The organism is Nonomuraea rhodomycinica, assembly GCF_013363995.1.
Taxonomy (GTDB): domain Bacteria; phylum Actinomycetota; class Actinomycetes; order Streptosporangiales; family Streptosporangiaceae; genus Nonomuraea; species Nonomuraea rhodomycinica.
Window position 1 is genome coordinate 12,779 of sequence record NZ_JABWGO010000023.1, and the last position, 26,268, is coordinate 39,046.

The 26,268-nt window shown below is 71.9% G+C and carries 28 protein-coding genes and 1 pseudogene; 7 read left to right on the top strand and 22 right to left on the bottom strand.

Annotated features, from left to right (window positions below; translation table 11 throughout):
- Positions 1–84: 84 nt before the first annotated feature.
- From HT134_RS43700 to HT134_RS43740, 9 genes are all read right to left on the bottom strand, one after another.
- Complete coding sequence (locus HT134_RS43700; protein ID WP_175606396.1) at positions 85–834, bottom strand: nucleotidyltransferase domain-containing protein; 750 nt, start codon at positions 832–834, stop codon at positions 85–87.
- A 576-nt stretch (positions 835–1,410) separates the two neighbouring features.
- On the bottom strand, positions 1,411–1,743 hold the full coding sequence (locus HT134_RS43705) for a YnfA family protein (RefSeq protein ID WP_175606397.1): 333 nt from the start codon (positions 1,741–1,743) through the stop codon (positions 1,411–1,413).
- Between the two features lie 8 nt (positions 1,744–1,751).
- Positions 1,752–2,627 carry an RNA polymerase sigma-70 factor gene (locus HT134_RS43710; protein WP_175606398.1) on the bottom strand — a complete coding sequence of 292 codons (876 nt, stop codon included), beginning with the start codon at positions 2,625–2,627 and terminating at the stop codon, positions 1,752–1,754.
- Positions 2,628–2,692: 65 nt separating this feature from the next.
- Complete coding sequence (locus tag HT134_RS43715) at positions 2,693–3,874, bottom strand: NAD(P)/FAD-dependent oxidoreductase (RefSeq protein ID WP_175606399.1); 1,182 nt, start codon at positions 3,872–3,874, stop codon at positions 2,693–2,695.
- 177 nt (positions 3,875–4,051) lie between these two features.
- Entirely contained in the window at positions 4,052–4,462 is a 411-nt protein-coding gene (locus HT134_RS43720) for a VOC family protein (protein ID WP_175606400.1), read from the bottom strand.
- A gap of 10 nt (positions 4,463–4,472) precedes the next feature.
- Positions 4,473–4,925 (bottom strand): helix-turn-helix transcriptional regulator, encoded by a 453-nt coding sequence (locus HT134_RS43725; protein WP_175606401.1) that lies wholly within the window; start codon positions 4,923–4,925, stop codon positions 4,473–4,475.
- A 66-nt stretch (positions 4,926–4,991) separates the two neighbouring features.
- Complete coding sequence (locus HT134_RS43730) at positions 4,992–7,379, bottom strand: ATP-binding cassette domain-containing protein (RefSeq protein WP_175606402.1); 2,388 nt, start codon at positions 7,377–7,379, stop codon at positions 4,992–4,994.
- Positions 7,380–7,547: 168 nt separating this feature from the next.
- On the bottom strand, positions 7,548–7,748 hold the full coding sequence (locus HT134_RS43735) for a ferredoxin (RefSeq protein ID WP_175606403.1): 201 nt from the start codon (positions 7,746–7,748) through the stop codon (positions 7,548–7,550).
- Between the two features lie 29 nt (positions 7,749–7,777).
- On the bottom strand, positions 7,778–8,992 hold the full coding sequence (locus HT134_RS43740) for a cytochrome P450 (protein ID WP_175606404.1): 1,215 nt from the start codon (positions 8,990–8,992) through the stop codon (positions 7,778–7,780).
- Between the two features lie 88 nt (positions 8,993–9,080).
- Between HT134_RS43740 and HT134_RS43745 the strand changes: the two genes are divergently transcribed.
- Positions 9,081–9,728 (top strand): TetR/AcrR family transcriptional regulator, encoded by a 648-nt coding sequence (locus HT134_RS43745; protein ID WP_312888905.1) that lies wholly within the window; start codon positions 9,081–9,083, stop codon positions 9,726–9,728.
- On the opposite strand, the gene HT134_RS43750 is transcribed toward HT134_RS43745, so the two are convergent.
- Positions 9,684–10,241 carry a TetR/AcrR family transcriptional regulator gene (locus HT134_RS43750; RefSeq protein WP_312888906.1) on the bottom strand — a complete coding sequence of 186 codons (558 nt, stop codon included), beginning with the start codon at positions 10,239–10,241 and terminating at the stop codon, positions 9,684–9,686. The genes HT134_RS43745 and HT134_RS43750 overlap by 45 nt on opposite strands.
- A gap of 148 nt (positions 10,242–10,389) precedes the next feature.
- Here HT134_RS43750 and HT134_RS43755 point away from each other — a divergent pair, with 148 nt between their 5' ends.
- Entirely contained in the window at positions 10,390–11,046 is a 657-nt protein-coding gene (locus tag HT134_RS43755) for a CatB-related O-acetyltransferase (RefSeq protein ID WP_175606407.1), read from the top strand.
- A gap of 1 nt (position 11,047) precedes the next feature.
- A complete protein-coding gene (locus tag HT134_RS43760) occupies positions 11,048–12,223 on the top strand; it encodes a macrolide family glycosyltransferase (RefSeq protein ID WP_217709100.1) in 1,176 nt (391 codons plus the stop codon).
- A gap of 61 nt (positions 12,224–12,284) precedes the next feature.
- Here the strand turns inward: HT134_RS43760 and HT134_RS43765 are convergent, their stop codons facing one another.
- A complete protein-coding gene (locus tag HT134_RS43765) occupies positions 12,285–13,232 on the bottom strand; it encodes an MBL fold metallo-hydrolase (RefSeq protein WP_175606408.1) in 948 nt (315 codons plus the stop codon).
- A gap of 214 nt (positions 13,233–13,446) precedes the next feature.
- On the opposite strand from HT134_RS43765, the gene HT134_RS43770 reads away from it, so the two are divergent.
- The gene (locus HT134_RS43770; RefSeq protein ID WP_175606409.1) at positions 13,447–14,904 is read left to right on the top strand and encodes a serine hydrolase domain-containing protein; all 1,458 of its coding nucleotides are present in this window, start codon (positions 13,447–13,449) and stop codon (positions 14,902–14,904) included.
- A gap of 20 nt (positions 14,905–14,924) precedes the next feature.
- Here the strand turns inward: HT134_RS43770 and HT134_RS43775 are convergent, their stop codons facing one another.
- From HT134_RS43775 to HT134_RS43785, 3 genes and pseudogenes are all read right to left on the bottom strand, one after another.
- Positions 14,925–15,215: an ABC transporter permease gene (locus HT134_RS43775; RefSeq protein ID WP_175606424.1), complete on the bottom strand. Its 291-nt coding sequence runs from the start codon at positions 15,213–15,215 to the stop codon at positions 14,925–14,927.
- Between the two features lie 102 nt (positions 15,216–15,317).
- Positions 15,318–15,578: pseudogene (locus HT134_RS43780) on the bottom strand (ATP-binding cassette domain-containing protein); the annotation flags it as partial.
- Between the two features lie 46 nt (positions 15,579–15,624).
- Positions 15,625–16,830 carry a cytochrome P450 gene (locus HT134_RS43785; protein WP_175606410.1) on the bottom strand — a complete coding sequence of 402 codons (1,206 nt, stop codon included), beginning with the start codon at positions 16,828–16,830 and terminating at the stop codon, positions 15,625–15,627.
- 164 nt (positions 16,831–16,994) lie between these two features.
- On the opposite strand from HT134_RS43785, the gene HT134_RS43790 reads away from it, so the two are divergent.
- The 3 genes from HT134_RS43790 to HT134_RS43800 all read left to right on the top strand — a co-directional run bounded on the left by HT134_RS43790 (position 16,995) and on the right by HT134_RS43800 (position 19,199).
- Complete coding sequence (locus HT134_RS43790) at positions 16,995–17,657, top strand: MarR family transcriptional regulator (protein ID WP_246366596.1); 663 nt, start codon at positions 16,995–16,997, stop codon at positions 17,655–17,657.
- 94 nt (positions 17,658–17,751) lie between these two features.
- Complete coding sequence (locus HT134_RS43795; RefSeq protein ID WP_175606412.1) at positions 17,752–18,345, top strand: TetR/AcrR family transcriptional regulator; 594 nt, start codon at positions 17,752–17,754, stop codon at positions 18,343–18,345.
- Complete coding sequence (locus HT134_RS43800) at positions 18,342–19,199, top strand: alpha/beta fold hydrolase (protein ID WP_175606413.1); 858 nt, start codon at positions 18,342–18,344, stop codon at positions 19,197–19,199. The genes HT134_RS43795 and HT134_RS43800 overlap by 4 nt, the downstream gene beginning before the upstream one ends.
- 10 nt (positions 19,200–19,209) lie before the next feature.
- Here the strand turns inward: HT134_RS43800 and HT134_RS43805 are convergent, their stop codons facing one another.
- From HT134_RS43805 to HT134_RS43840, 8 genes are all read right to left on the bottom strand, one after another.
- On the bottom strand, positions 19,210–20,199 hold the full coding sequence (locus tag HT134_RS43805; RefSeq protein ID WP_175606414.1) for a zinc-dependent alcohol dehydrogenase family protein: 990 nt from the start codon (positions 20,197–20,199) through the stop codon (positions 19,210–19,212).
- 186 nt (positions 20,200–20,385) lie between these two features.
- Positions 20,386–21,387: a substrate-binding domain-containing protein gene (locus HT134_RS43810; RefSeq protein ID WP_175606415.1), complete on the bottom strand. Its 1,002-nt coding sequence runs from the start codon at positions 21,385–21,387 to the stop codon at positions 20,386–20,388.
- 11 nt (positions 21,388–21,398) lie between these two features.
- Positions 21,399–22,397 carry an ABC transporter permease gene (locus HT134_RS43815; protein WP_175606416.1) on the bottom strand — a complete coding sequence of 333 codons (999 nt, stop codon included), beginning with the start codon at positions 22,395–22,397 and terminating at the stop codon, positions 21,399–21,401.
- Positions 22,394–23,884: a sugar ABC transporter ATP-binding protein gene (locus HT134_RS43820; protein WP_175606417.1), complete on the bottom strand. Its 1,491-nt coding sequence runs from the start codon at positions 23,882–23,884 to the stop codon at positions 22,394–22,396. Before HT134_RS43820 ends, HT134_RS43815 begins: the two co-directional genes overlap by 4 nt.
- Before the next feature lie 13 nt (positions 23,885–23,897).
- Entirely contained in the window at positions 23,898–24,302 is a 405-nt protein-coding gene (gene rbsD, locus HT134_RS43825) for a D-ribose pyranase (protein ID WP_175606418.1), read from the bottom strand.
- Positions 24,299–25,240, bottom strand: a complete 942-nt coding sequence (locus HT134_RS43830) for a ribokinase (RefSeq protein WP_175606419.1) — start codon at positions 25,238–25,240, stop codon at positions 24,299–24,301. The genes rbsD and HT134_RS43830 overlap by 4 nt, the downstream gene beginning before the upstream one ends.
- 77 nt (positions 25,241–25,317) lie before the next feature.
- Positions 25,318–26,139, bottom strand: a complete 822-nt coding sequence (locus HT134_RS43835) for an aldehyde dehydrogenase family protein (RefSeq protein ID WP_175606420.1) — start codon at positions 26,137–26,139, stop codon at positions 25,318–25,320.
- Positions 26,132–26,268, bottom strand: a 137-nt coding sequence (locus tag HT134_RS43840) for an aldehyde dehydrogenase family protein (protein WP_175605435.1), incomplete at its 5' end; no start/stop codon positions are given. The genes HT134_RS43835 and HT134_RS43840, both read right to left, overlap by 8 nt.

A 26,268-nucleotide genomic window follows, 5' to 3' on the forward strand; every position in this document is an offset into this window, starting at 1 on the left:
GCTGCACGCGTACGCCGGCACAAACTGTATCATCAATTTATATAAATCACTTATGTCTACGGTTCGTCGTCACCGGTGCATCACTCAGACGGCGGCGTCGAACAACGCCTCCGCCTGCGCGACCATCTGCGCCAGGGCCTCGGGCTCGGGCCGGAGCCCGGCCACGATCGCGTCGACGCCGCGCAGGCCCGCCCGCCGCAGGAGCCGCTTCTCGTTGGTGACCCATTCACCGCGGGCCGCCAGCACCGCGTGTGCCGTCTGCATGGCGACGGTGGCCAACGCACCCGCGACCTCGGCGGCCTGGCCACGCCGGACGTAGGCGTCCTTGGCGTACTGGAGCGTCATGGTCGCCCGGTCCCGCCACACCGGCGGAGCGGCCCGGCGTAGCGGCTCCGGGTACTCGGGGCACGGCAGAGTGCCGCGCAGCACCTGGTTGAGCGCGAGTTCGGCGACCACGATGTAGCTGGGGACGCCCGCGAGGTGGAACATCAGCGGTTCCCAGCGGAAGCGGCCCCGCCGAGCCTCGGCGAGCTCATGTTCGACGGCGTCGAGGTCGCGGTAGTGCACGTCGACACGCCGGTCGTCGATCGTGAACCAGCCTCCGCCGTTGAAGACACCGCCGCCCCAGCCTCCGATCTCGGAGACCTCGCCGCTCCAGCCGACGGCCCGCAGGTCCGCCGGGTCGAAGCCGCCGCGGTAGTACACGGCCAGGTCCCAGTCGCTGTCGGAGGTGTGAGTGCCTTGAGCGCGCGAGCCGCCGAGAGAGACGGCGCACACCGTGGGCAGTGCCGCGAGTCGATCAGCGACATGGTCGAGGAACGTGTCGTCAGCCATGAGAGTCCCATCGTGCGAAGTGAGTGACGGACGGTGCGGGCACACCGGCTGGACGCCGGAGCGGGGCTCGGACGGCGTCAGGTGGATCGATGTGCCGGGTCATCACTTCACACCGTGGATCTTATCCGCCGCCCGCCTGGCTCACGTTGGGCGTCGGCCCGCCGTACCGGCCGATCGGCGGCTCCGTCCGCGACATGAGGGCGAAAGGGGTTACGCTCATGGCGGGTCCGTGCGTCGGCATGGCAGCACGAGCGGTTCGCTGATGATCCACGCGAGGCTGAGATCGCCAAGTACTCGGTCCTGGTCATCTGTGTCGCGGCCGTGCTTCTCCTCGCGGCCGTGCTGATGCGGCCGGCCGTCGCGGGACCCGATCCACCAGTTCGTGCATGAGCTCGGCGTAGCGGGTTTCGTCCTGCACGCCCTGCCGGCCGCGGGCGATCGTGACCTCGGCGGCACCTACGAGCCGGCGCTGGACGTCCCTACCACCAGCCCGTACTCCCACCTGCGCCAGTACGTCGTCTCCAGCACGCTGACGATGGACGACCCCACGGTGCAGGGGGAGGCCAAGCCCCCGGCTCAGCCGCGCGGCGCGTACATGATCACCAGTACGCCGGCCAGGCAGACCAGCGCGCCGATGACGTCCCAGCGGTCGGGCCGGAACCCGTCCACGACCATGCCCCAGGCCAGTGATCCGGCGACGAAGACGCCGCCGTAGGCGGCCAGGATGCGGCCGAAGTTCGCATCCGGCTGCAGCGTGGCGACGAACCCGTACAGGCCCAGCGCGATCACGCCGGCACCGATCCAGGCCAGGCCGCGCTGCTCGCGCACGCCTTGCCAGATCAGCCATGCCCCGCCGATCTCGGCGAGCGCGGCCAGGGCGAACAACACCAGAGAACGGACCATCGTCATGGCACGCCTCAAGGGCGGCGCAGGCCCCCGAGCTTGTCCGGGTTGACCTGCAGCCGCAGGTTACGGATCCGGCCCTCGACCAGGTCGAAGGTCAAAGCGCCGACCGGGAGGTCGCCGAGGGCGACCAGCACACCCAGCTCCCCGTTGATCATGGCTGGTCGCAACGCCGCACCGCTGACCTGCGGCTTGGCCAGCACCCCGAGCATCCACCGGCCGACATGGTCGGGCCCGTGCAGGGGACGGCGCGCGGCCGTGACCTTGCCGCCCCCGTCGGACCAGGCGGTCACCTCCGGCGCCAGCAGCTCCATCACCGCGTTCAGGTCGCCGCCCGAGCAGGCCGCGATGAACCGCTCGGTGACCAGCTCGCGCTGGGCCCGGTCGCTGTCGAAGCGTGGCCGGCGAGCCTGCACGTGCTCGCGGGCGCGATGCGCGATCTGCCGGATCGTCGGCTCGGGCCGCTCCAGGATGCCGGCGATCTCGGCGTGGGAGTAGCCGAAGCTCTCCCGCAGCAGGAACACCGCGCGTTCGAGCGGGCTGAGGGTCTCCAGCACCACCATGAACGCGGTGGAGACGGTGTCGGCCAACTCGCTCTCCTCCGCGGCGTCGGGCGAGGTCAGCAGCGGCTCCGGCAGCCAGGGGCCGACGTAGGTCTCACGCGTTGCCCGCGCGCAGGTGAGCCGGTTCAGCGACAGGTTGGTCACCATCCGCACCAGGTACGCCCTCGGCCGGCGCACCTCGGCGCGGTCGGCGGCGTTCCACGCCAGCCAGGCGTCCTGCAGCACGTCCTCGGCGTCGGCGACGCTGCCCAGCAGCTGGTAGGCGGTGGCGAACAGCAGCCGCCGGTGCTCGAGGTACGGGTCCGACCCGGGCGTCGTGTCCATCATCAGCTCATCGTGTCGGTGCGCCGATCCGGCGGCGGCGCCGGGTGTCCGACCACGCCCGCCGCCGTTCAGAGCGCGGCCTGGTGGAGGGCATGGCCGCGCTTGGAGACGATGGTGGTGACGTTCACGCGCCTGCTGAGCCGGTAGGTGAGCAGGGGGCTGCCGCTGACCAGCTCCTTGTAGGCGACGGCGGCCCGGCCGGTGAGGCACCCGCGGGCGGGGGTGTCGTCGGCGTGGGTGAACTGAATCACCGCGTCGCGCCGCCCCAGGCTGACGGGCTGGTGGAAGTAGCCGAACCGGAACGTCTTGACCGGCTTGCCGCGCAGCAGCCGGGCGATGGCGTCGGCGGTGTACTGGGCGGTGGGCAGACCGCTCTGGCAGGTGCCGTGGATGAACCCCCACGGCATGCGGATCGCCGCGGCGTCGCCGATCGCGTGGATCTCGGGGTGGGAGACCGACCGCAGCGTCTCATCGACCACCACCAGGCCGCGCCCGTCCACCGCGATCCCGGCCTCGGCCGCCAGCGGCGGCACCTTCACGCCCGTGGTCCACAGGCAGGCGTCGGAGTGCACCAGCTCGCCGCCCTCCAGCTCGACCGCGTCGGGCAGCACCTTGACGACCCGGGCGCCGACCTTGAGCGTGATGCCCAGCCGCTCCATCGCGCGCAGCAGGTGGGCGCGCGCCTTGCCGCCCATCATCGCCGCCGGCTCCTCCAGGCTGACCAGGGTGACCCTCAGCCCGGGGTGGCTCTCGGCGATCTCGGTGGCCGCCTCGATCCCGGTCAGCCCGCCCCCGCACACGGTCACGGCGCCACCGGCCTCGGCCACCTCGGCCAGGCGGGCGGCGAACCGGCCGGCGCTCCGCGGGCTGTCGAGGGTGAAGGCGTGCAGGTCGGCGCCGGGGACCGTGCCGGTGTCGGTGGAGCTGCCCAGCGCGTACACCAGGGTGTCGTAGCGCAGCGAGGCCGCGCCGCCGTCCACCACCACCCGCCGCGCCCGAGTGTCGATGGCGGTGGCGGCGCCCTGCACGAAGCCGACGCCGGTCCCGGCGAGCAGGTCGGGGATCCGGTGCTCGGCCAGCCGCTGGCCGGCGGCGATCTGGTGCATCCGCAGCCGCTCGACGAACCGGCTGGAGGGGTTGACCAGCGTGATCCGCACGCCGAGCCGCCGGGTGCGGCGGGCCAGCCGGATGGCGCCGAACATGCCCGTGTAGCCGGCGCCCAGCACGACGATACGGTGGTCACTGCGCATCGCTTCTCACTCCCATGGTCGGGTCACCGGGGCTGAAGGGTGTGGGCCGGTGACGTCCATGGGACAAACAACGCCGATCCGACGTGACACGCCGCCGATGTGATCCGCCTCACAACCGGCCGGGCATTCCGGTGGCCGGGCGCGCCCCCGCCGGAGCGGCGTCCGAACGGCCCGGACCTACGCCTTGACCTGCTGCTGGAAGCGCACCAGGTTGCCCGACGGGTCGCGGAAGGCGCAGTCGCGCGGCCCCCACGGCTGGTCGATGGGCTCCTGCAGCACCTCCGCCCCGGACGCCCGTACCCGCTCGAACATCGCGTCGAGATCGTCGGTGCTGAAGACGATCATCGGCAGGACGCCCTTGACGAGCAGCTCCTGCAGGGCGTCGCCGTCGGCCTGCGGACGGCCCGCGTGCGGCTCCGACAGCACGTACTCCGGGTCACGCTGGTCGGGGCTGCCGAGCGTCACCCACCGGAACCCGCCGGAGGCCACGTCGTTGCGCACCTCCAGGCCGAGCGCGTCACGGTAGAAACCGAGCGACTCGTCCACGTCGTTGACGGTGATGTGGCAGTACTTCAGTGACAGGGTCATGCCGCCCACGTTAGGCGGCCGCCGCGCCGCCCGCTTCTCCGATCCTGCTCACCCGCTCGCGGGCCGGCCTGCGCGTCGGCCGGGTCCGCGCCTTGGCCACGCACGTCGGCATCGCCGCCACCGCGCTGTGCTCCCGGCGGCGGTACGCGCTCGGCGTCTCCCCCACCAGCTCGGTGAAGCGCGAGCTGAACGACCCCAGCGACGTACAGCCGACCGCCATGCAGGCGTCCGTCACGCTCATCCCCCCGCGCAGCAGCGCCATCGCCCGCTCGATGCGGCGGGTCATGAGATAGCTGTACGGCGTCTCGCCGTAGGCCGCGCGAAAGCGCCGCGCGAAGTGCGCCGGCGACATCAGCGCATGACGCGCCATCGTCGGCACGTCGAGCGGCTTGGCGTACTCACGGTCGATCAGATCCCGCGCCCGGCGCAGGTGAGCGAGGTTGGCGAGCTCTTCCGGGGTCATGGGCCGACCCTAGCAACGCCCACCGACAGAACATCCCCCTGCCCGCGCGCGGGCGACCACCACCCCTCAGGCGCCGACGTAGGCCGCCAGATGCTCACCGGTGACGGTCGAGCGGGCGGCGACCAGATCCGCGGGAGTGCCCTCGAAGACCACCCGCCCGCCGTCGTGACCGGCGCCCGGCCCCAGATCGATGATCCAGTCGGCGTGCGCCATGACCGCCTGGTGATGCTCGATCACGATCACCGACTTGCCGGAGTCCACCAGCCGATCCAGCAGGCCCAGCAACTGCTCGACGTCGGCCAGGTGCAGACCGGTGGTCGGCTCGTCCAGCACGTAGACGCCGCCCTTGTCCGCCATGTGGGTGGCCAGCTTCAGCCGCTGCCGCTCACCACCGGACAACGTGGTCAGCGGCTGCCCCAGGCTCACGTACCCGAGCCCCACATCGGCCAGCCGGCCCAGGATCGCGTGCGCGGCCGGCGTGCGCGCCTCACCGGAACCGAAGAACTCCCGCGCCTCCTCCACCGGCATCGCCAGCACCTCGCTGATGTCCCGCCCGCCGAGCCGGTGCTCCAGCACCGACGCCTGGAACCGCTTGCCGTCACACTCCACGCACGTCGTGGCCACACCCGCCATCATCGCCAGGTCCGTGTACACCACACCCGCCCCGTTGCAACCCGGGCAGGCGCCCTCGGAGTTGGCGCTGAACAGCGCCGGCTTGACCCCGTTGGCCTTGGCGAACGCCTTACGGATCGAGTCCAGCATCCCGGTGTAGGTCGCCGGGTTGCTGCGCCGCGAACCGCGGATCGCGCCCTGGTCGACCGACACCACCCCCGCCCCGGCCGGGATCGACCCGTGCACCAGCGAACTCTTGCCCGACCCCGCCACACCGGTGACCACCACCAGCACCCCCAGCGGGATGTCGACGTCCACCTCGCGCAGGTTGTTGGCCGAGGCGCCGCGGATCTCCAGCACCCCCGCCGGCTCGCGCACCGCCTTCTTGAGCCCCGCCCGGTCGTCCAGATGACGCCCCGTGACGGTCCCGCTGGCCCGCAACCCCTCCACATCGCCCTCGAAGCACACCGCGCCGCCCGCCGCACCGGCGCCCGGCCCGAGATCCACGACATGGTCGGCGATCGCGATCATCTCCGGCTTGTGCTCCACGACCAGCACCGTGTTGCCCTTGTCGCGCAACCGCAGCAACAGCTCGTTCATCCGCTGGATGTCATGCGGATGCAGACCGACGGTCGGCTCGTCGAAGACGTACGTGGTGTCGGTCAGCGACGAACCCAGATGACGGATCATCTTCACCCGCTGCGCCTCACCCCCCGACAACGTGCCCGACGGCCGCTCCAGCGACAGATAACCCAGCCCGATCTCCACGAACGACTCCAGCGTGCGCAGCAACGCCGCCACCAGCGGCGCCACCGACGGCTCGGCCAGCCCCCGCACCCAGGCCGCCAGATCGGTGATCTGCATCGCGCACGCGTCGGCGATGGTGACCCCGTCGATCCGCGACGAACGCGCCGCCTCGCTCAACCGCGTGCCACCGCACTCCGGGCAGGCCGTGAAGGTCACCGCCCGGTCCACGAACGCCCGGATGTGCGGCTGCATCGCCTCCCGGTCCTTCGACAGGAACGACTTCTGGATCTTCGGGATCAGCCCCTCATAGGTGAGGTTGACCCCCTCCACCTTCACCTTCGTCGGCTCCCGGTACAGGAAGTCCCGCATCTCCCGCTCGGAGAACTCACGGATCGGCTTGTCCGGATCGAGCAGGCCCGACTCCGCGTAGACGCGCACCGTCCAGAAACTGTCGGACTTCCAGCCCGGGATCGTGAACGCGCCACCGGCGATCGACTTGGAGTCGTCGTACAGCTGCGTCAGATCGATGTCGGAGACCCTGCCCCGGCCCTCGCACCGCGCGCACATGCCGCCCGTCAGCACGAACTCCTGCTGCACGCTCCTGCCCGCGCCACGCTCGATCGTCGCCGCGCCGGTGCCCCGCACCGACGGCACGTTGAAGGAGAACGCGTTCGGCGAACCGATGCGCGGCCGCCCCAGCCGGCTGAACAGGATCCGCAGCATCGCGTTGGCGTCGGTCACCGTGCCCACCGTGGAACGCGGGTCGGACCCCAACCGCTGCTGATCCACGATGATCGCCGTCGTCAGCCCCTCCAGCACGTCCACGTCCGGCCGCGGCAACGCCGGCATGAAGCCCTGCACGAACGCGCTGTAGGTCTCGTTGATCAGCCGCTGCGACTCCGCGGCGATCGTGTCGAACACCAGCGAGCTCTTGCCCGACCCCGACACACCGGTGAACACCGTCAACCGGCGCTTCGGGATCTCGATGCTGACGTCCTTGAGGTTGTTCTCCCGCGCGCCGTGCACGCGGATCACGTCGTGGCTGTCGGCGACGTGCGACGCCGGCCGCCCGCCCGTCCTCGTGGACATGCTCATCCCTGCTGTCTCCATCCGTGTACGGCAACGCTCCCCTGGGCCGTACAGGCTAGCCGCGGCACACCACCCGCGCTTCTCCGATCCTGACCGATCGAGCAGGCGCCGCCCCGGCGACCAGCCGCGACGGCGCCCCCACCCGGCCCGCCGGAGCACCGGGACACCAGGCGGTCAGGCCGGCTCCACCACCTCGATCGCGGCGGCGGGGCAGACGGCGGCGGCCTCCCGCACCTGCCCGTGCAGCTCCACCGCGGGCTCCGGCTCCAGCAGGACGACGATGCCGTCGTCCTCACGCTGGTCGAACACCTCCGGCGCGATCAGCACGCACTGGCCCGCGCCACAGCACTTGTCCTCGTCCACGACGACCTTCATCTCCGCACCCTCCTGTCTCGATCGGCCGCTCACCAGCGCACCGGAACCGTCTGCAGGCCACCCACGGCCAGCCCCTCCACCCGCCGCAACTCCTCCACCGGCACGGCCAGCTCCAGCCCCGGCAGCCTGCGCAGCAGCACCTCCAGCACCACCTGCAGCTCGGTACGGGCCAGCGCCTGCCCGAGGCACGAGTGCGCGCCGGCGCCGAAGGCCAGGTGCGGGTTCGGGCTGCGGCTCAGGTCCATCCGGTCGGCCGCCTCGAAGGCGCCCTCGTCACGGTTGGCGGCGGCCATGCTGCAGATCACCGTGGTGCCGCGGGGCAAAGACGTGCCGGCGACCTCCGTCTCCTCCTTCAGATAGCGCGGCAGGCCGAACCCGGAGTTGGCGTCCATGCGCAGCGACTCCTCCACCGCGGTGCGCACCAGCGCCGGATCGGCCAGCAGCCGCTCCCACCGGGAGCGGTCGGCCAGCAGCATCGACACCATCTTGCCGATCATGTTCGCGGTCGTCTCGTGCCCCGCCACCAGCAGCGCCATGCCCGTGACCAGGATCTGGATGTCGGACAGGCCGCCCTCCTCCGGGCCGCCCGCCGCGATCAGCTCGCTCAGCAGGTCCTCACCCGGCGCGGCCCGCCTGGCCGCCAGATGGTCGGACATGTACTGGAAGAACTCCGCCTGCGCCGCCTCGACCTCCTCCTTGCCGTAGCGGGTGAGATTGAGCAACGTGTCCGACCAGTACGAGAAACGCTCCCGGTCGGCGGCGGGCACGCCGAGCATGTCGCAGATGACGTAGACCGGCAGCGGGAAACCCAGCGACGCCTTCAGATCGCCGGGAGCGCCGCGCTCCACCATCTCGTCGATCAGGTCCTCGGCGATCCGCGCCATCGCCGGACGCAGCGCGCTCATCCGCTTGGCGGTGAACCACCTGCCGACCAGCCGCCGCCACCGCTGGTGCTCCTCCCCGCTGTCGGGGATGATCGCCGCCATCTCGCTGCCGAACAGCCCGCCGTCCTCGGTGTCCGACAGCCGGGCGGCGTCCGGCGCGTTGAGCAGCCGGGTGAAACGCGGGTCGGCGAGCACCTGCTTGACGTCCTCGTACCGGGTCAGCAGCCTCGCCCGGTCACCGCTGGGCAAGGTCACGTGGGCGACAGGGCACGCGCCGCGCAGCTCGGCCCACTCCGCGGGCGGCTCCAGCGCCGCCTCGACGGGGATGGGGTAGCTCAGAACCCGCTCGTTGACACTCATCAGGCGTCTCCTCGTGAATGGACGATCCCGCGATAGCCTACATGTGTCAGAAAACCTACACATGTAGTCATTCGATAGGATGGCCGCCGTGGCCACCGACGACATCACCACCACAACCGGCGACCGGCGCGTACGCCGCACCCGGACAGCCCTCGCCCGCGCACTGATCAAGCTGGTCGAGGAGCACGACCTGTCCCGCATCAGCGTCTCCGACGTCGCCGCCGGCGCCGAGGTGAGCCGCTCCGCCTTCTACGACCACTACCGCGACGTCCACGAGCTGGCCGAGGACGCCTGCACCGCCATGATCGACAGCCTGCTGGAAGCCCTGCCCGTCCCCACCCACGGCTCCGCCGACATGGAGGAAGAGGCCACCCGCTCCCTCACGGCCTTCTTCGCCAGCCTCGCCGAACACGCCGGCCTGTACCGGGCACTGCTCGGACCACAAGGCAGCCCACGGGTGGCCGACCACATCCGCCGCCGCATCGCCGCCGTCACCCACGACCACCTCACCGGGACCGGCGGCGACAGCACACCTCAGCAGGTCCCGCACGACGTCGCCGCCGCCTTCATCGCCGGCGCGCTCATCGGTGTGGCCGCCGACTGGCTCCAGCGCGGCCGCCCCCGCCCCCCGGCCGAGATGGCCGCCGCCACCTGGCCCCTGCTCAACGCGTACTACCGCGCCGACCTCACCTCAGCCGTCAGCGTCCCGCGACCCCCCGGCGAAAGCGCCGGCTGACGCGGCCACCACAGCGGTCCGCGCCGCGTCCTCCGCGAGACCCGGCTCAGCCGGCATCCGCAACAGCACCAACAGGTGATACAACGGCGCGGTGGCGGCCACGAGCAACCGCCGCGCATCCGTGCCCGCCGGCACCTCCCCACGCGCCACAGCCCGCTCGACGATCACCTCACAACGGGCATAACGCTCCTCCCAGAGCCGCCGCACCCCACGCGCCGCCTCCTCCGAACGGAACGACGCCGCGATCAACGCCGCGGCGATCGACGGCTGCTCGGTCAGAGCCGCCACGTTCTCCCGGTTCAACGCCACCAGGTCACCCAGCAGCGAACCGGTGTCCTGCGGCTGCCAGTCATCCTCACCCGTCGCCGCGAACAGATCGGCGAGCAGACCACCCACGTCCCGCCACCGCCGATACACCGTCGCCCGATGCACCCCCGCACGCGCCGCGACGCCGTCCAGGCTGAGCCCGTCGAAGCCCCGCTCCCCCAGCTCGGCCCGGACCGCGTCCAGCACCTGCGCACGGATCCGCCCCGTACGCCCACCCGGCCGGCGCCGAGGCGACGACTCCCCGGCGCTCATCGCCTGCAACCCGTTTGCTCAGCGGACCACGTCATGACACCATCTTAATGTAGAAGTTGTCGCATTAACGAAGGCGCGCACCATGAACCACCTCACCCCCGCCGACCCCGACACGCTCCACCCCATCCCCGACCAGCCACGCGTCGTCCTCCTCCGCCCCCTCATCACCTCCCCCCTCATCGAGGTCGGCGCATACACCTACTACGACGACCCCGACCACCCCACCGCCTTCGAAACACGCAACGTCCTCTACCACTACGGGCCGGAAAAACTGATCATCGGCAAGTACTGCGCACTCGGCACCGGGGTCCGCTTCATCATGAACGGCGCCAACCACCGCATGGACGGCCCCTCCACCTTCCCCTTCCCCACCATGGGCGGCTCCTGGGCCCAGCACTTCGACCTCCTCACCGGCCTGCCCAACCGCGGAGACACCGTCATCGGCAACGACGTCTGGCTCGGCTACGGCGCCACTGTGATGCCAGGCGTACGCGTCGGACACGGCGCCGTCATCGGCACCCACGCCGTCGTCACCACCGACATACCCGACTACGCCATCGCCGCCGGCAACCCGGCCCGCGTCATCCGCACCCGCTACGACGACCACGACATCGCCCGGCTCCTCACCCTCGCCTGGTGGGACTGGCCCGCCGAACACATCACCCGGCACATACCGACGATCATGTCCGGCAGCATCGCCGACCTCGAAGCCGCGGCCCCCACCACCCTGGACACCTGACATGACGCGACGCCACGCCCACATCGCGATGATCGGCATCCCCGCCATCAGCCACGTCCTGCCCAGCCTCGACGTCATCCGCGAACTCGCGGCCCGCGGCCACCGCGTCACCTACGCCAACGACCCCGCGGTCAGCGCCCTCATCACCGCCACCGGCGCCGAACTCGTCCCCTGCACCTCCGTACTGCCGACCGCCGACGACACCTGGCCCGACGACCCCATCGACGCGATGGACCTCTTCCTCGACAACGCCGTCCAAGCCCTCCCGCAACTCCACGCCGCCTACGACCACGACCCCGCCGACCTCTACCTGTACGACATCGGCGCCTACGCCGCCCGCGCCCTCGCCGAAACACACCACCGCCCCGTCACCCAGCTCTCCCCCACCTTCGTGGCCTGGAAGAGCTACCACCAGGACGTCGCGGCCCACCTGTGGCGACTGCCCGGCGCCGACGCCCACCGGGCCAGATTCGCCCGCTGGCTCACCGACTCCGGAGCGACCACCACCGACGTGGACGCCTTCTCCGGCCTCCCCCCGCGAGCCCTCGCCCTGATCCCCCGAGCCATGCAACCCCACGCCGACCAGGTCGACACCGACACCGTCACCTTCGTCGGCCCCTGCCACGGACCACTCGGCCCGCAGGACGGCTGGAGCCGCCCCGCCCACGCCGACAACGTCCTGCTCATCTCCCTCGGCTCGGCCTACACCCGGCAGCCCGAGTTCTACCGCCAGTGCCTGGCCGCCTTCGGCCACCTGCCCGGCTGGCACGTCGTCCTGCAGATCGGCCGGCACACCGACCCCCGCGAACTGGGCGACATCCCGCCCAACGTCGAGGTGCACCCCTGGGTCCCCCAGCGGGCCATCCTCGAACAGGCGGACGCCTTCGTCACCCACGCCGGCATGGGCGGCTGCGGCGAAGGACTGCTGGCCGGCGTCCCGATGATCGCCGTACCGCAGGCCGCCGAACAGTTCCTCAACGCCGACCGCCTCGTGGAGCTCGGCGTCGCCCGCCGCATCGACACCCCGGACGCCACGGCCGAGACCCTGCGCGCCGCCCTGATCGACCTCGTCACCGACACCGAGGTCGCGCGCCGCTCGGCGCGGCTGCGGGCCGAGACGCGAGCCGAAGGCGGCACCACCCGCGCGGCCGATCTCATCGAGCAGATGCTGGGCTGACCCTGCGGGTCGGGGGGGTTTTTCGGGCCAGGACGCGGTGTCGCGTCCTGGCCCGACGCCTTTACATTGTAGATTTATTGTGCTGATGCTGGTGCTGTTCCGGCAGGTGGCTCTCGGCGTGCGCCCACACCAGCACGTTCGGCAGGTCCTCGCGTTCGAAGAACGACAGGACCTCCCGGTCCGAGTGGCGCAGGCTGAAGTGGGTCAGCACGAAGAGAGTGCCGGGATGGGCCAGGACGAACGGCCTGAGGTCGCTCCACACCGTGTGGCCGACGCTTCGCGCCCGGTCGAGCTCGGCGTCGTCCAGGTACGTGCACTCGGTGATGACCACCGGATAGTCGAACAGCCCCGGGTTGCGCCCCAGCGCGCCGGCGTGCGTGTCCCCCAGGTAGGCGAACAACGGCCGCCGGACCTGACGGTCGACCGCGACGCCGCGCCTGCGGCGGTCGGCGACGAGCCGGCCGAACTCGGCGGGGCCGAGCGTCGCCCTGAGCTCCTCGACCTCCGGCAGCAGGGCGCGCCGGTTCTCGGCGACGCCGTAACCCACGCTGGGCACCTTGTGCTCGGTCTCGAGGATCGGGACCGTGTGCGAGCCGTTCCGGCCGACGGGGTACTCCTCCCCCGGCCGCACCCCGTGCAGCCGGGCCCCCGCCGCGCGGGCGGGGTCGAAGGCGGCGACCTGGTTCAGCTCGGTCGTGGCGCGCAGGTAGTCGCGCACGTACGGCAGCGCCTCGCCGGGCACGTAGATGTCGACCCCGGTGGGCCTGGTCGCCAGGTAGTCGAGGTCCTTGGAGTGGTCGAGGTGCGTGTGGGTCAGCAGCACCGTGTCGACCTGGCGGCCCTCGGCCAGCCCGGCGTCGAGGCCGAGCTTCAGCTCGGGGACGTGGAAGAAGGTCTTGTCGTTGGCGCGCGAGTAGCCGGTGAGCGTCAGGCCGGTGCCGGGCGGCCGCCACGTCTTCCACTGCCGGAACGGGTGGCCGCGCTCCAGGCGCTCGGGACGCATGATCATGGCGAGGAGGATATCCGCGGCCGGAGGGCGCCCGCTCGCCGCGCGCCGCACCCCCCTCGGCGCCGCTCCCCCGGCGCGGGCGCAATGTAGACCCCGGCCACCCCCGAAAGGAATCGGAGAACCGCATGGGTGACGAGATGCGAACCGGCCACGCTTGTGCGTACACTGTTCGCACAACGCGTACATCGTGCCCGTCATCATCGAGGAGAGAGTCATGCCCGCGACCCTGAACTGGAACTCCGACGGCGAGTGGACCGCGCGCGACGAGTGGGGGATGCGCGACTCGGCGGGCCGCCGCTTCGAGCGCGACCGCTGGCAGGCCCGCCTGGACGAGCTGCGCGCCGCCCACCACGTCCCCGGCGCCGCGCTCGCCGTGCTGGTCGGCGGGCAGGTGCACGAGCTGGCCAGTGGCGTGCTGCATCGCGGCACCGGCGTGGAGGCGACGACGGACTCGGTGTTCCTGTCCGGTTCGATCGCCAAGGTCTACACCGCCACGCTCGTCATGCGGCTGATCGACGAGGGCCTGCTCACCCTGGACACGCCGGTGGCCGACGTGCTGCCGGAGTTCGCCACCCCCGACCCGGAGGCCACCAGGACGATCACCGTCCAGCAGCTCCTGTCGCACACCGGCGGCGTCACCAACGACTTCAACCACGACGGCGGCCGCGGCGACGACTGCCTGGCGAAGTACGTCGAGGCGGCCAGGGACGTGCCGCTCGACTGCCCGCCCGGCACCGCCGTCTCCTACGGGGGGCTCGGCTACGTCGTGCTGGGCCGCCTCGTCGAGGTGCTCACCGGCCGCACCTGGGACCAGGCGCTGAAGGACCTGCTGTTCACCCCGCTCGGACTGGAACGCTCGATGACGCTGCCGGAGGAGGCGCTGCGCTTCCGGGTGGCGATGAGCCACCTGGGCGAGGACGGCGGCGACCCCGCCCCCGCCCCGGCCTGGGACCTCATGCCGCGCTCCGCGGGACCGGCCGGGCGGGTCATCGTCTCGGCCGGCGACCTGGCGCGCTTCGCCGGCATGCACCTGGCCGGCGGCCTCGCCCCCGACGGCACCCGGGTGCTGTCGGCCGCGGCGGCAGCGGCCATGACGCGCCGCGAGACCGACGTCCCCGACAAGTGGACGGTCTCCGCCGACGGCTGGGGCCTCGGCTGGACCCTGTACGACTGGGACGGCGTCCCGGGCTACGGCCACGACGGCGCCGCCATCGGCCAGTACGCCTACCTGCGGGTCGTGCCGCACGCCGGCCTGGCCGTGGCCCTGATGACCAACGGCGGCAGCGCCCGCCTGCTCTACGCCGACCTGTTCCGCGACCTGCTGGCCGAGCTGGCCGGCGTCACCATGCCCGCCCCCTTCGGGCCGCCCGCGCAGCCGCCCGCCGTGGACCTCGCCCCGCTCCTGGGCACCTACCGGCGCGCGGGCGTCGTCATCACGGTCGCCCGCGGCGCGGACGGCGGGCCCCGCATGCGCTACGAGTTCGTGGACGGCATGAAGGACATGTCGCCGCCCCTGGACATGGAGCTCGTCCCGGTGACGCCGCACGTCTTCGCCGCCTCGGGGGCCGGCCCGTCCTTCAGCGAGGACTACATGCCGGTCGTCTTCGCCACGCTGCCGGACGGCACCGCGTGCGTGTACGTCGGGATGCGCGCCACCCCGAAGGTCTCCTGACCTCGCTCATCCCGTGAACCTCACCGGTTGTGGAGCCTGCGCGCCCACAGACAACCGGCCAGGGCGATGCCCGCGCTCCACACAGCCGCCTCCAGGAGGCCGGACCCGGCCGGACGCCCGGCCATCAGCGCGCGCAGCGTCTCGATGACCGGGGTGGCCGGCTGGTGCTCGGCGAACCAGCGCAGACCGGCCGGCATCGACTCGGCCGGGACGAAGCCGCCGCCGAGGAACGGCAGCAGCATCAGCGGCAGGTTGCTGGCCGTGGCCACGTTCTTGGCGACCAGGGCGAGCGCGACCGACAGCCAGGTGATCGCGAAGGTGAACCCCTGCGGTACCCGTCGGGGTCGGCGAAGCGCACGACGATGTGGCCGCCGGGGACCATGCGCTTGAGCTCCTCAGGGGGCGCCCTCAGCCTCGAGGAAGACGAGCTGGGGCGTGCCGACCAGGGTCATGGCGAGGTCGAGCCGGCGGCGCATGCCGCCCGAGTACGTGGCCGCGGGCTTGCGCACGGCGCCGGTGAGGTCGAAGCGCTCCAGCAGGTCGCGGACGCGCCCGCGGCCCCTGGCGCGGCCGAGGTGGAGCAGGTCGGCCACGAGCCGCAGGTTCTCCTCGCCGGTGAGGAGGCCGTCGACCGCGGGGAACTGGCCGGTGACGCCGATCGCGGCACGCACCTTGAGGGCTTGGGCAGCCCCGTCACCGAGACGAAGGTTCGCATCGCGTTCACGCCCGGTCCCAGGTGACGGGCAGGCTGTCCACGCCGTACACCTGCGAGGGGTCGGTGCGCGGCGACAGCTCCTCAGCCGGTACGGCGAGCCGCAGCGTCGGGAAGCGGACGAGCAGCGCGGGGAACGCGACGCGCATCTCGATGCGGGCAAGCTGCTGGCCGAGGCACTGATGGGCGCCGTGACCGAAGGCCAGATGCCCGGCGGCCGAGCGGCGCAGATCGAGCACGTCGGGGTCGGGGAACCTGGCCGGGTCCCTGTTGGCGGCGTTGATCGCGATGACGACCGTGTCGCCCGCCTTGAGCTGCCTGCCGCCGAGCTCCACGTCCTCCAGCACGCCGCGCATGCCGGTGGCGGCGACGGACAGGTAGCGCAGCAGCTCCTCCACGGCGCCGGCGGCCAGGCCGGGGTCCTCGCGCAGGGCGGCGAGCTGGGCCGGGTCGCGCAGCAGGGCGAAGGTGCCGAGCGCGAGCATGTTGGCGGTGGTGTCGAGCCCGGCGCCGAGCAGGAACGCGGCCACGCCGCCGAGCTCCTCGCCGGTCAGCTCACCGCCGGTGGCCAGGTCGCTGAGCAGGTCGTCGGTCGGCCTGGCCCGCTTGGCGAGCGCGAGCTCCCGCAGGTACGCGCCGAGTTCGACGAAGCGGGCGTACTGCGCCTCAGCGGTCCGGGCCTCCGGCAGGGCCCGGGTGGAGCTCTGGAACCGGTCGCGGTCCTCGTACGGCACGCCGAGGAGCTCACAGATCATCAGCGCCGGAACGGGCTGCGTGAAGACCTCGACGAGGTCGGCGGGCGGCCCCTGCCGCTCCATCGCGTCGAGCCGCTCGCGGGTGATCTCGGTGAGCCGCTCGGCGAGCAGGTTCATCCTGCGGACGGTGAACCTGCCTGCCAGCAGCTTGCGGAAGCGGGTGTGCCGGGGCGCGTCCATGCCGGTCAGGTCGCCGACGGGGGCGGGCGGTAAGTGCCCGCCCGCCAGGGGGTGGTACTGGGTTTCGTAGCGGGAGCTGAACCGCGGGTCGGCGAGGATCCGGCGGACCAGGTCGTATCCGGTGACCATCCAGACGCCGGGGGCGCCCTCGGGCGCGGCCAGGCGGGCGATGGGCCGCTCCGCGCGCAGGGCGGTGAGCGAAGGGGCGGGATCGAAGGGGCGGGCGGGTGAGCGGTCGAGGGACGGAGCGACCGGCTCATCGCGATAGTACTCGTTCATCACAAGTGAAAGCTACGTTGCTTTCAAAAATTCTGTCAATCGACCGATGCACATAAGCCCAGATCAGAGCCGACAAACTGATGCGTTGACGGTGAAGCTGAATGCAATGAAACATTGCGTTGTGTGAGGTCGAACGCAAGAGTGGCGTCATGCCAGAAGGAAGGTTGACCCTGCAGGACCGCCGGCGCATCGCGGCCGGCCTCGCCGAAGGCCGCTCCTACGCCGAGATCGCCAGGCGGCTGGACCGGCCGACCTCGACGATCAGCCGTGAGGTCGGCCGCAACGGCGGCCCCGGCGACTACCGCCCCGAGCGGGCGCACCAGGCGACGGCGCGGCGGGCGCGACGCGGCACCCCCGCGCGTCCGGCCGAACCCCAGGACCACACGGTCGTCGAGGTGGAGGAGGGAGCCGTCGAGATGGCGATCGCGATGGGCCTGCCGAGAATGACGGCGCGCGTGCTCATCGGCCTGTGGCTGAGCGAGGACGGCAGGCTCACCGCGGCCGAGCTGTCGCGCGGGCTGAAGGTCAGCCCCGCCTCGATCTCCATGGCCGTGGGCTACCTGACCCGGCAGGGGCTGATCAGGCGCGAACGCGATCCGCAGCGGCGGCGCGACATCTACGTGGTCGACGACGACGCCTGGTACCGCTCGACGGTGATCAGCGCGCGGCAGACGCTCGCGGCGGCGGAGATCACCAAGGCGGCGGGGCGGACGCTGGGGCTCGACTCGCCCGTGGGACGCCGTCTGGCCAGGGGCGGCGCGTTCCTGGAGCGGATCAGCCTGGACGCCCTGGCCTCGGCCGAGCGCTGGCACGACCTCCCGCCGTGACGGGACCGCGGGGGCCGTTTGCCAATCCTTGACATCCAAGCTATAACCTAGCTTCATTAGTTTCTTCCTAATGACTCTAGGAAAGAGGGTGCGCATGGCGCGGGCCGGACTGACGGCGGACCGGGTGACGCTCACCGGTGCCGAGCTGGCGGACGAGGTCGGGCTCGACCACGTGACCATGTCGGCGGTGGCGCGCCGGCTCGGGGTGAAGGACGCCAGCCTGTACGCGCACGTCCGCAACCTCGAGGACCTGCGCGGGCGGATCGCCCTGCTGGCGGCGGACGAGAAGACCATCCGCATCGCGGAGGCCACCGCCGGGCGCGCCGGCAAGGACGCGCTGGTGGCGTACGCGAACGCCTACCGCGACTACGCCCACGAGCACCCGGGCCGCTACACCGCGACGCAGATCCCGATGCACATCGACCCCGAGCTGCTGGCCCAGGCGCCCGGGCCGCGCCGCGCGATCGAGCTGACCTACAGCATGCTGCGCGCCTACCGCCTGGACGAGCCCGACCTCACCGACGCGGTCCGGATGATGCGCAGCATGCTGCACGGCTTCATCAACCTGGAGGCCGCGGGCGGTTTCGCGCACGCGCGCCCGGTCGAGGACTCCTGGGCCCGCTGCCTCGACGCCCTGCACACCCTCCTGCAGAACTGGCACGAACACCGTGAAGGAGACCCGGCATGACCAGCCCCACCATCGGCAGCCTGCGCGTGGACGGCGCCACCCTGCGCTACGAGGTACGCGGAAGCGGCCCGCTGCTGCTGCTGATCCCCGGCGGCACGGGCGGCGCGGCGTCCTTCGACGGCGTCGCCGACGACCTGGCCGCCGATCACACGGTCGCCTCCTACGACCCGCGCGGCATGTCCGGCAGCCTCCTGGACGACCCGGAGGCGCCGCAGCGGGTCGAGCGGCACGCCGACGACGCGTTCCGGCTGCTGGAGCTGCTGTCTCCGGGCGCGCCCGCCCGTGTGGCCGCCTGCAGTTCGGGGGCGATCGTCGCGCTGCACCTGCTCACCACCCGTCCCGAGCGGATCGAGCGCGTCGTGGCGCACGAGCCGCCGATGGTGGAGGTGCTGCCGGACGCCGCCGAGCACCGCGCGATGCTCGCCCGCGTCCAGGACACCTTGCGCCGGGAGGGGCTGATGCCTGCGGCGGCCGTGTTCGCGGCGGGCCTCAGCCGGCCCGGCGCCGAGCCCGCCGCCCCGCCCGCCGACCCGCGGGCGGCGATCGCGGAGCTGCCGCCGGAGGCGCGGGCGCGCGTCGAGCGGACGATGGCCAACATGCCGTACTTCCTCGGGCGCATCGTGCCGAGTTTCATGGCCTACACCCCGGACCTCGACCGGCTGGAGGCCCTGTCGGACCGGCTCGTGCTGGCCGCCGGAACCGACTCGCGGGGCGAGCTGCCCTACCGCCCCGCCGCGCTCCTGGCCGAGCGGTTCGGCACGGAGCTCGTCCACTTCCCCGGCGGGCACACCGGCCTCAGCACCCACCCCGCCGCGTTCGGCGAGCTGCTGCGCAAGGTGCTGGCACTCCCCTGACCCGCGTTCCTCAGTGCCGCACGGTGACGACGATCTTGCCGACCTGGCCGTCGGCCTCCATGTAACGGTGGGCCTCGGCGATGTCGGCCAGGTCGAAGGTGCGGTCGATCACCGGGGTGAGCGCGCCGGTGCGCAGCCCGGCGGTGATGAAGGCGCGGGCCCGGCGCATGCGTCCGGCGTCGCGGGTGACGTGGTGGACCCCGTAGCCGTGGACGTTGAGCGGCCAGGTCATGGGCAGGGGCGCCGGGCGCGGGTCCAGCCAGCCGTAGACGATCAGCGCGCCGTCCTCGGCGACCGTGCGGGCGAGGTCGGCGAGGCCCGGCCCGCCCACCGGGTCGAACACGACGCGGGCGCCCTCCCCGCCGGTGATCTCGCGCACGCGCTCGGCGAGGTCGTCCCGGTCGGTGGCGACCACGTGGGCGGCCCCGGCCCGGAGCAGGCGGTCAGCCTTGGCCGCGGTGCGGGTCACGGCGATCGGGACCGCGCCGATCTGCCGGGCGAGCTGGAGGGCCGCCGTTCCCACGCTGCTGGAGGCGGCGGTGACGAGCACGTGATCGCCCGGCTGGAGGCGGCCGACCTCGAACAGCGCGCCGTACGCGGTGAGGTGGGACAGCCAGATCGCGGCCCCGGTACGCGCGTCCATCCACTCCGGCCGTGGCAGCAGCGTGTCAGCCGTCACCACGGCGCGGTCGCCGTACACGCCGTGCCGTGACATGCCCATGCCGACCGACAGCACGCTCACGGCGTCGCCCGGCGCGAACCCCTCCACGCCCGGCCCGACCGCCTCCACCACTCCCGCGGCCTCGCTGCCCAAGCGCGAGGCGGGGAGGGTCGGCTGGTAGTAGTACCCGCCCGCGCGGAACAGCGCCTCGGCCCGGTTCAGCCCGATCGCCTCGACGCGGACCCGCGCCTCGCCCTCGCCGGGCTCGGGCAGCGGCACCTCGGTCAGCCGCAGCACCTCGGGGCCGCCCAGCTCGTCGAAGACCACCACGTTCGCCATGTCGCACTCCCATGTCCGACTGCCGCACAATTTCCGTGCGGCGTTCAACTTTTATACGGCGCACTGTAACGCAACGCCGCACGATGTCCAAGCCGGCGGAAACGCCGACACCCGGCCAGGGCACCGTGGCGGTGCTCCGGCCGGGTGTCCGGGCGGGGGGCTTGCCCTGCTGGGCTGTCCGGGGACCTACTTGAGGCTGTCCGGCACGCCGGACTTGTCGCCGAGGCCGACGAGGTAGTCCGCGTACTCCTTCACGTTGTCCTTCGTGACCAGCTTGCCCTGCAGCGTCTCGTCGGCCTGCACCTGCTTGCCGCCCAGGACGTCGCCGGCCAGCGAGACCACCTTCTGCCCGAGCGCGAACGGCGACTCGGCGTTGGTGGCGTACATCTCCCCCGCCGCGACGGCGGCCAGCGCGTCGGCGATGCCGTCGTTGCCGACGACCTTGACCTTGCCCACCAGGTTGCGGGCCTTGAGCGCCGACAGCACGCCCATGGCCATCTCGTCGTTGGCCGCGTACACGCCGTCGATGTCGGGGTTGGCCTGCAGCACGTTCGTCATCACGTTCAGGGCCTTGGCCCGGTCGAAGTCGGCCGCCTGGGTGGCGACGACCTTGATGTCCTTGTGCGTGGCGATCTGCTGCTGGAAGCCCTTGCTGCGGTCCTGGGCGACGTTGGTGCCGAGGATGCCCTGGATCTCGACGACCTTGCCCTTGCCGCCGACGGCCTCGGCCAGCGCGTCGGCGGCGTTCTTGCCCGCCTGGACGGCGTCGTAGCCGACGAACGTGGCCAGCTTCCCGCCGGACGGCTTGCGGTCGAACGCCATCACGGGGATGTTCGCGGAGTTCGCCTGGCTGACCGAGCTGCTGGCGGACTGGCTGCCCACCGGGTCGAGGATGAGGATGCCGGTCTGCTTGGAGATGGCGGTCGTCGCCTGGTTGAGGAAGGTGGCGTCGGAGTTGTCGGCGTTCTGCACGTTCAGGGTGATGCCGCTCTTGGCGGCCTGCGCCTCGGCGCCGTCCTTCACGCTGATGAAGAACGGGTTGCCGAGCGTGCTCATGATGATCGTGGCGTCCTTCTTGCCGGACGCCTGCGGGGCGCCCGTGGTCGTCTCCTCGCCGCCCCTGCTGCAGGCGGTCAGGGAGACGGCGGCCAGGAGCGCGACGGCGACGAGCTTGCGGGGAGTGCGCATGTCTGTTCCTTCTAGATGTGCTGGGCGAGTTCAGGGGTACGTGCGGGGGTCTCGGCGGCTCTGCGCGGCAGGAGCCGGCGCAGGACGTCCACGTTGCGGTCGAGGAAGACGGCCAGCAGGATGACCAGGCCCTTCACCACGTCCTGCAGGAACGGGGAGACGTCGAGCAGGTTCATCCCGTTGTCGATGACGCCGAGGACGAGCGCCCCGACGAGGGTGCCGAGCAGGGTGCCGCGGCCCCCGGCCAGGCTGGTGCCGCCGATGATGACGGCCGCGATCGCGTCCAGCTCCAGGCCGGCGCCGGCGGTCGGCTGGGCCGTGGACAGCCGGGCGGTGATGATGAAGCCGGCCAGGGACGCCAGCACGCCGCTGATGACGAAGGCGAGGATCTTGACGCGGTGGACCCGGATGCCGGACAGCCGCGCGGCCTCCACGTTGTCGCCGGTGGCGTAGACGTAGCGGCCGAAACGGGTGCGGGCCAGGACGAACCCGAAGACGCCGAACGCCACCAGCATGATCCACACCGGCACGGGCACGCCCGCGAACCTGGCCTGCCCGATCCCCTGGAAGTCGTAGTCCGTCACCGGGATCGGGTTGCCGGAGGTGATGTGCAGGGTGAGCCCGGCGAACACCGACATCGTGGCCAGCGTCGCGATGAACGACGGCATCCTGGTCCTGGTCACCAGCAGACCGTTGATCAGCCCGATGGCGGCGCCGGTCGCCAGGCCCGCGGCCAGCGCGGGGACCAGCCCGTACGTGCCGAGCGTCAGGGCGGTGACGACGGCGGAGAAGCCGAGCGCGGAGCCGACGGACAGGTCGATCTCGGCGAGGATGATCACGTACGTCTGCCCGGCGGCGAGCAGCGCGGCCACGGAGGTCGCGAGCGCGACGTTGAGCAGGTTCGTCGGGGTGAGGAAGACCGGCGAGGTCACCGAGAGGACGACCCCGACGAGCAGGAGCATCCACACCGCGCGCAGCCGGCCCGCGACGGTCTTGAGTTTCGAGGTCATGCGGCACCTACCAGTGCGTGCTTGAGGATGGACTGCTCGTCGAGGCCGTCGCCGGTCAGCTCGGCGACGAGCCGTCCTTCGCGCATCACGACCACGCGATCGGACATGGCGACGAGTTCCGGCAGGTCGGAGCTCACGAGCAGGACGGCGACGCCGTCCGCGGTGAGCTGGTTGATGATCCGGTAGATCTCGGTCTTGGCGCCGACGTCCACGCCGCGGGTCGGCTCGTCCATGAGCAGCACCCGCGGCCGGGTCATCACCCACTTGGCGAACAGCGCCTTCTGCTGGTTGCCGCCCGACAGCGAGCTGACCGCGATGGACGGGGAGGCGGCGCGCACTCGCAGGTCGGAGATGACCGCGCCGGTGGCCGCCCGCTCCTTGGCGCGCCGTACGACGCCGCCTGCGGAGCTGAACGCGCGCAGCGACGCCAGCGACACGTTCGCCTCGACCGACTGGCTCATGCACAGGCCCTCCGCCTGCCGGTCGGGCGACAGGTAGGCGATCCGGCTGCCGATGGCGTCCTCGACGCTCGCGACGCGTACGGCGGAGCCGCCCACGAGCACGGACCCGGCCAGCGGCTGCAGGCCGAACAGGGCGCGCAGCAGGTCGCTGCGCCCGCAGCCGACCACGCCGCCGATGCCGACCACCTCGCCGGCCCTGACCTGGAGGTCGATGTCGTGGAAGCGGGCGCCGTTGCCGCCGCGCACCTCCAGCACGACCTCGTCCCTGGCGTTGCGCTCCTTGGGGTAGAAGTCGTCCACGGCGTCGCCGACCATGGCGGTGACGACCTGGGCCGGGGTGAGCTGCCCGGTGGGGGCGTCGAGGGTGACCCGCCCGTCGCGCAGCACGACGACGCGGTCCGACAGGGCGAAGACCTCGTCCAGCCGGTGGCTGATGTAGATGACCGAGACGCCGGCCTCGCGCAGCCGGTTCACCTGGGCGAAGAGCTGCTCGGACTCCTGCTCGTCGAGCGCCGCGGTGGGCTCGTCCAGGATGATCAGCCGCAGCTCGTGCGTCATGGCCTTGGCGATCTCGAGCATCTGCCGCTCGGCGACGCTCAGCTCGCTGACCTGGCGGTGCACGTCGATCTCCATGCCGAGGCGGCGCAGCGCCCGCCCGGCCTCGGCGGCCATGCGCTGCTTGGAGACGAACAGGCGGCCGAAGACCCGCTCGCGGTCCAGCACGTACATGTTCTCGGCCACGCTGAGGTGCGGGAACAGGTTCTGCTGGAACTCCTGGTAGATGACCTCGATGCCCTGGGCCATCGCGGCCTGCGGGTCCTTGAGGACCGTCGGGGTCCCGTCGATGAGCAGCCGCCCGGAGTCGGGCTGGTGCGCGCCGGAGATCACCCGGGTGAGCGTGGACTTGCCCGCCCCGTTCTCCCCGACGAGCGCGACGACCTCGCCGGGACCGACGTCGAAGCTGACGCCCCGCAGGACGCTGTTGTCGCCGAAGGACTTGCGCACATCGGCAAGCTGGAGATGCATGCCAGGCTCCCGATCAGTACACGACGCCCGCGGTGAGCAGGACGTTGGCGTACGGGGTGAACTCGCCGGAGCGGACGGCCGCCCTGGCGCCGGCGGTGGCCTGCTTGAACGCGGTGTGCGGCACGAACTCCAGCGCCAGGCCGAGCCGGTCGAACCGCTCCTCGATGGCCGCCAGCATGTCCGGGCTGTGCTGCTTGATCTCCTCGGACAGCAGCACGCCCTCCACGGCCACCTCGTCGAGCACCGCGTCGAGCAGGTCGAGGAAGCGCGGCAGGTTCTCCCGGACGGCGAGGTCCACACGCTCCACGTCGCGCGGGATGGGCAGGCCGGCGTCGGTGACGACGATGGTGTCGGTGTGGCCGAGCTCGGAGATGACGCGGGCGAGCTGGGCGTTGAGGGTTCCCTGGTTGCGCCTCATCGGGCGGCTCCTTCCATGGAGGTGGTGACCAGCGGCTCGACCTCGTCCTTGCCGGGGAGCGAGGGGCTGGCCCCGGCCTTGGTGGTGGCCAGGGCGCCGGCCGCCATGCCGTACTGGATGGCGGTGTCCACGTCGAGCCCGGCGGCGAGGGCGCCGCCGAAGAAGCCGGTGAACGCGTCGCCGGCCGCCGTGGTGTCCACGGGCGTCACGGCGTACGCCGGGAAGTGGCGGGTGCGCTCCCCGGTGACCGACAGCGCGCCGCCCGAGCCCAGCGTGATGATCGCGTGGCGCACGCCGCGCTCCAGGAACCAGGCCGCCGCCCGCTCCGCCGACTTCAGGTCGGTGACCTGGACGCCGGTCAGCAGGGTGGCCTCGCTCTCGTTGGGGGTGACGATGTCGAGGTGCGGCCACACGTCGTCCGGCAGTTCCTGGGCGGGCGCCGGGTCGAGGACCACGGTCAGCCCGGCCGCCGCGCCCTCCCGCGCCGCGTGGCAGGCGACCTCCGTGCGGATCTCCAGCTGGAGCAGCAGGACGCCCACCCGGTCGCGGACCCGCTCGATGGTCTGCGTGACCATCGCCTCGTCGAGGGAGGCGTTGGCGAGCGGCGTGATGACGATGTCGTTCTCGCCCGAGGCGTCCACGCGGATGTGGGCGACGCCCGTGCGGCCCTCGACCGTGCGGACCTCGGTGAGCGTGACACCGTGGCCCTCGAGGCCGGACAGCACGATGTCGCGGAACGGGTCCCGGCCCACGCAGGCGGCCATCCAGGTCGGGGCGCCGGAGTGCGCCGCGGCCACGGCCTGGTTCGCGCCCTTGCCGCCGAGGACGAGGGTGAAGTCGTCGCCGAGCACGGTCTCACCGCGCCGCGGCAGCCGCCGGCTGAACGCCGTGACGTCCGCGGTGATGCTCCCGACGACGAGAACACCGGTGGGTTCCATGGGGGTTCCTCCAGATTCGGGGATGGGCGACCCGAGGCCACGGCCCATGCGCCGTGTCCTTGCGGGTGCGGGGTCGATCAGATCCCGGCGGGGTGCCAGACCGTCTTGGTCTCCATGAACGTGGTCATGCGTCTCGTCCCCCGGTCCTGCGCCGCGGTGAGCACGCGTTTGAAGTTCTCGGCCGCCGCCTGCTCGCAGGCCAGGGCCAGCTCGGGCGCCGTCACGCCGGTGAGGTCGAGCCCGTTGACGTCCATGTGCGCGGCCAGCCAGGGCGCCAGCTCGGCCTGGTGGCCGGTGAGCACGTTGACCACCCCGCCCGGCAGGTCGGAGGTGGCCAGCACCTCGGCGAAGGTGATCGCGGGCAGCGGCGCGCGTTCGGAGGCGACCGCGACGCAGGTGTTGCCGGTGACGATCACGGGGGCGACGGCCGAGACGAGGCCGAGAAGGGGCTCGGCGGGCGCGACGACCGCGACCACCCCGACCGGCTCCGGCGAGGACAGGTTGAGGTACGGCCCCGCGACCGGGTTGGTGGTGCCGCGCACGGCGGCGATCTTGTCGGACCAGCCCGCGTACCAGACGAGCCGGTCCACGGCGGCGTCCACCTGCTCCAGCGCCTGCTTGCGCGGGCCACCGAGCTCGTCGGCGAACTGGGCGCGGCGGCCCTCCAGCATCTCGGCGACGCGGTAGAGGATCTGGCCCCGGTTGTAGGCGGTGGCGCCGGACCAGCCGGGGAACGCCTTGCGCGCGGCCACCACCGCGTCGCGGGCGTCCTTGCGCGAGGCCCTGGCGGCGTGCTCCGTCCTCGTCACGGTGTAGGTCCTCCCGCTCTCCGAGCGCGGGAACGCTCCACCGATGAACAGCTTGTACGTCTTGCGCACGGTCACGCGTCGATCAGACATCGAGGTACGCCTCCAGCCCGTGAAGACCGCCTTCGCGGCCGTAGCCGGACTCCTTGTAGCCGCCGAACGGCGAGACCGGGTCGAACTTGTTGAACGTGTTGGCCCACACCACGCCGGCCCGCAGCCGCT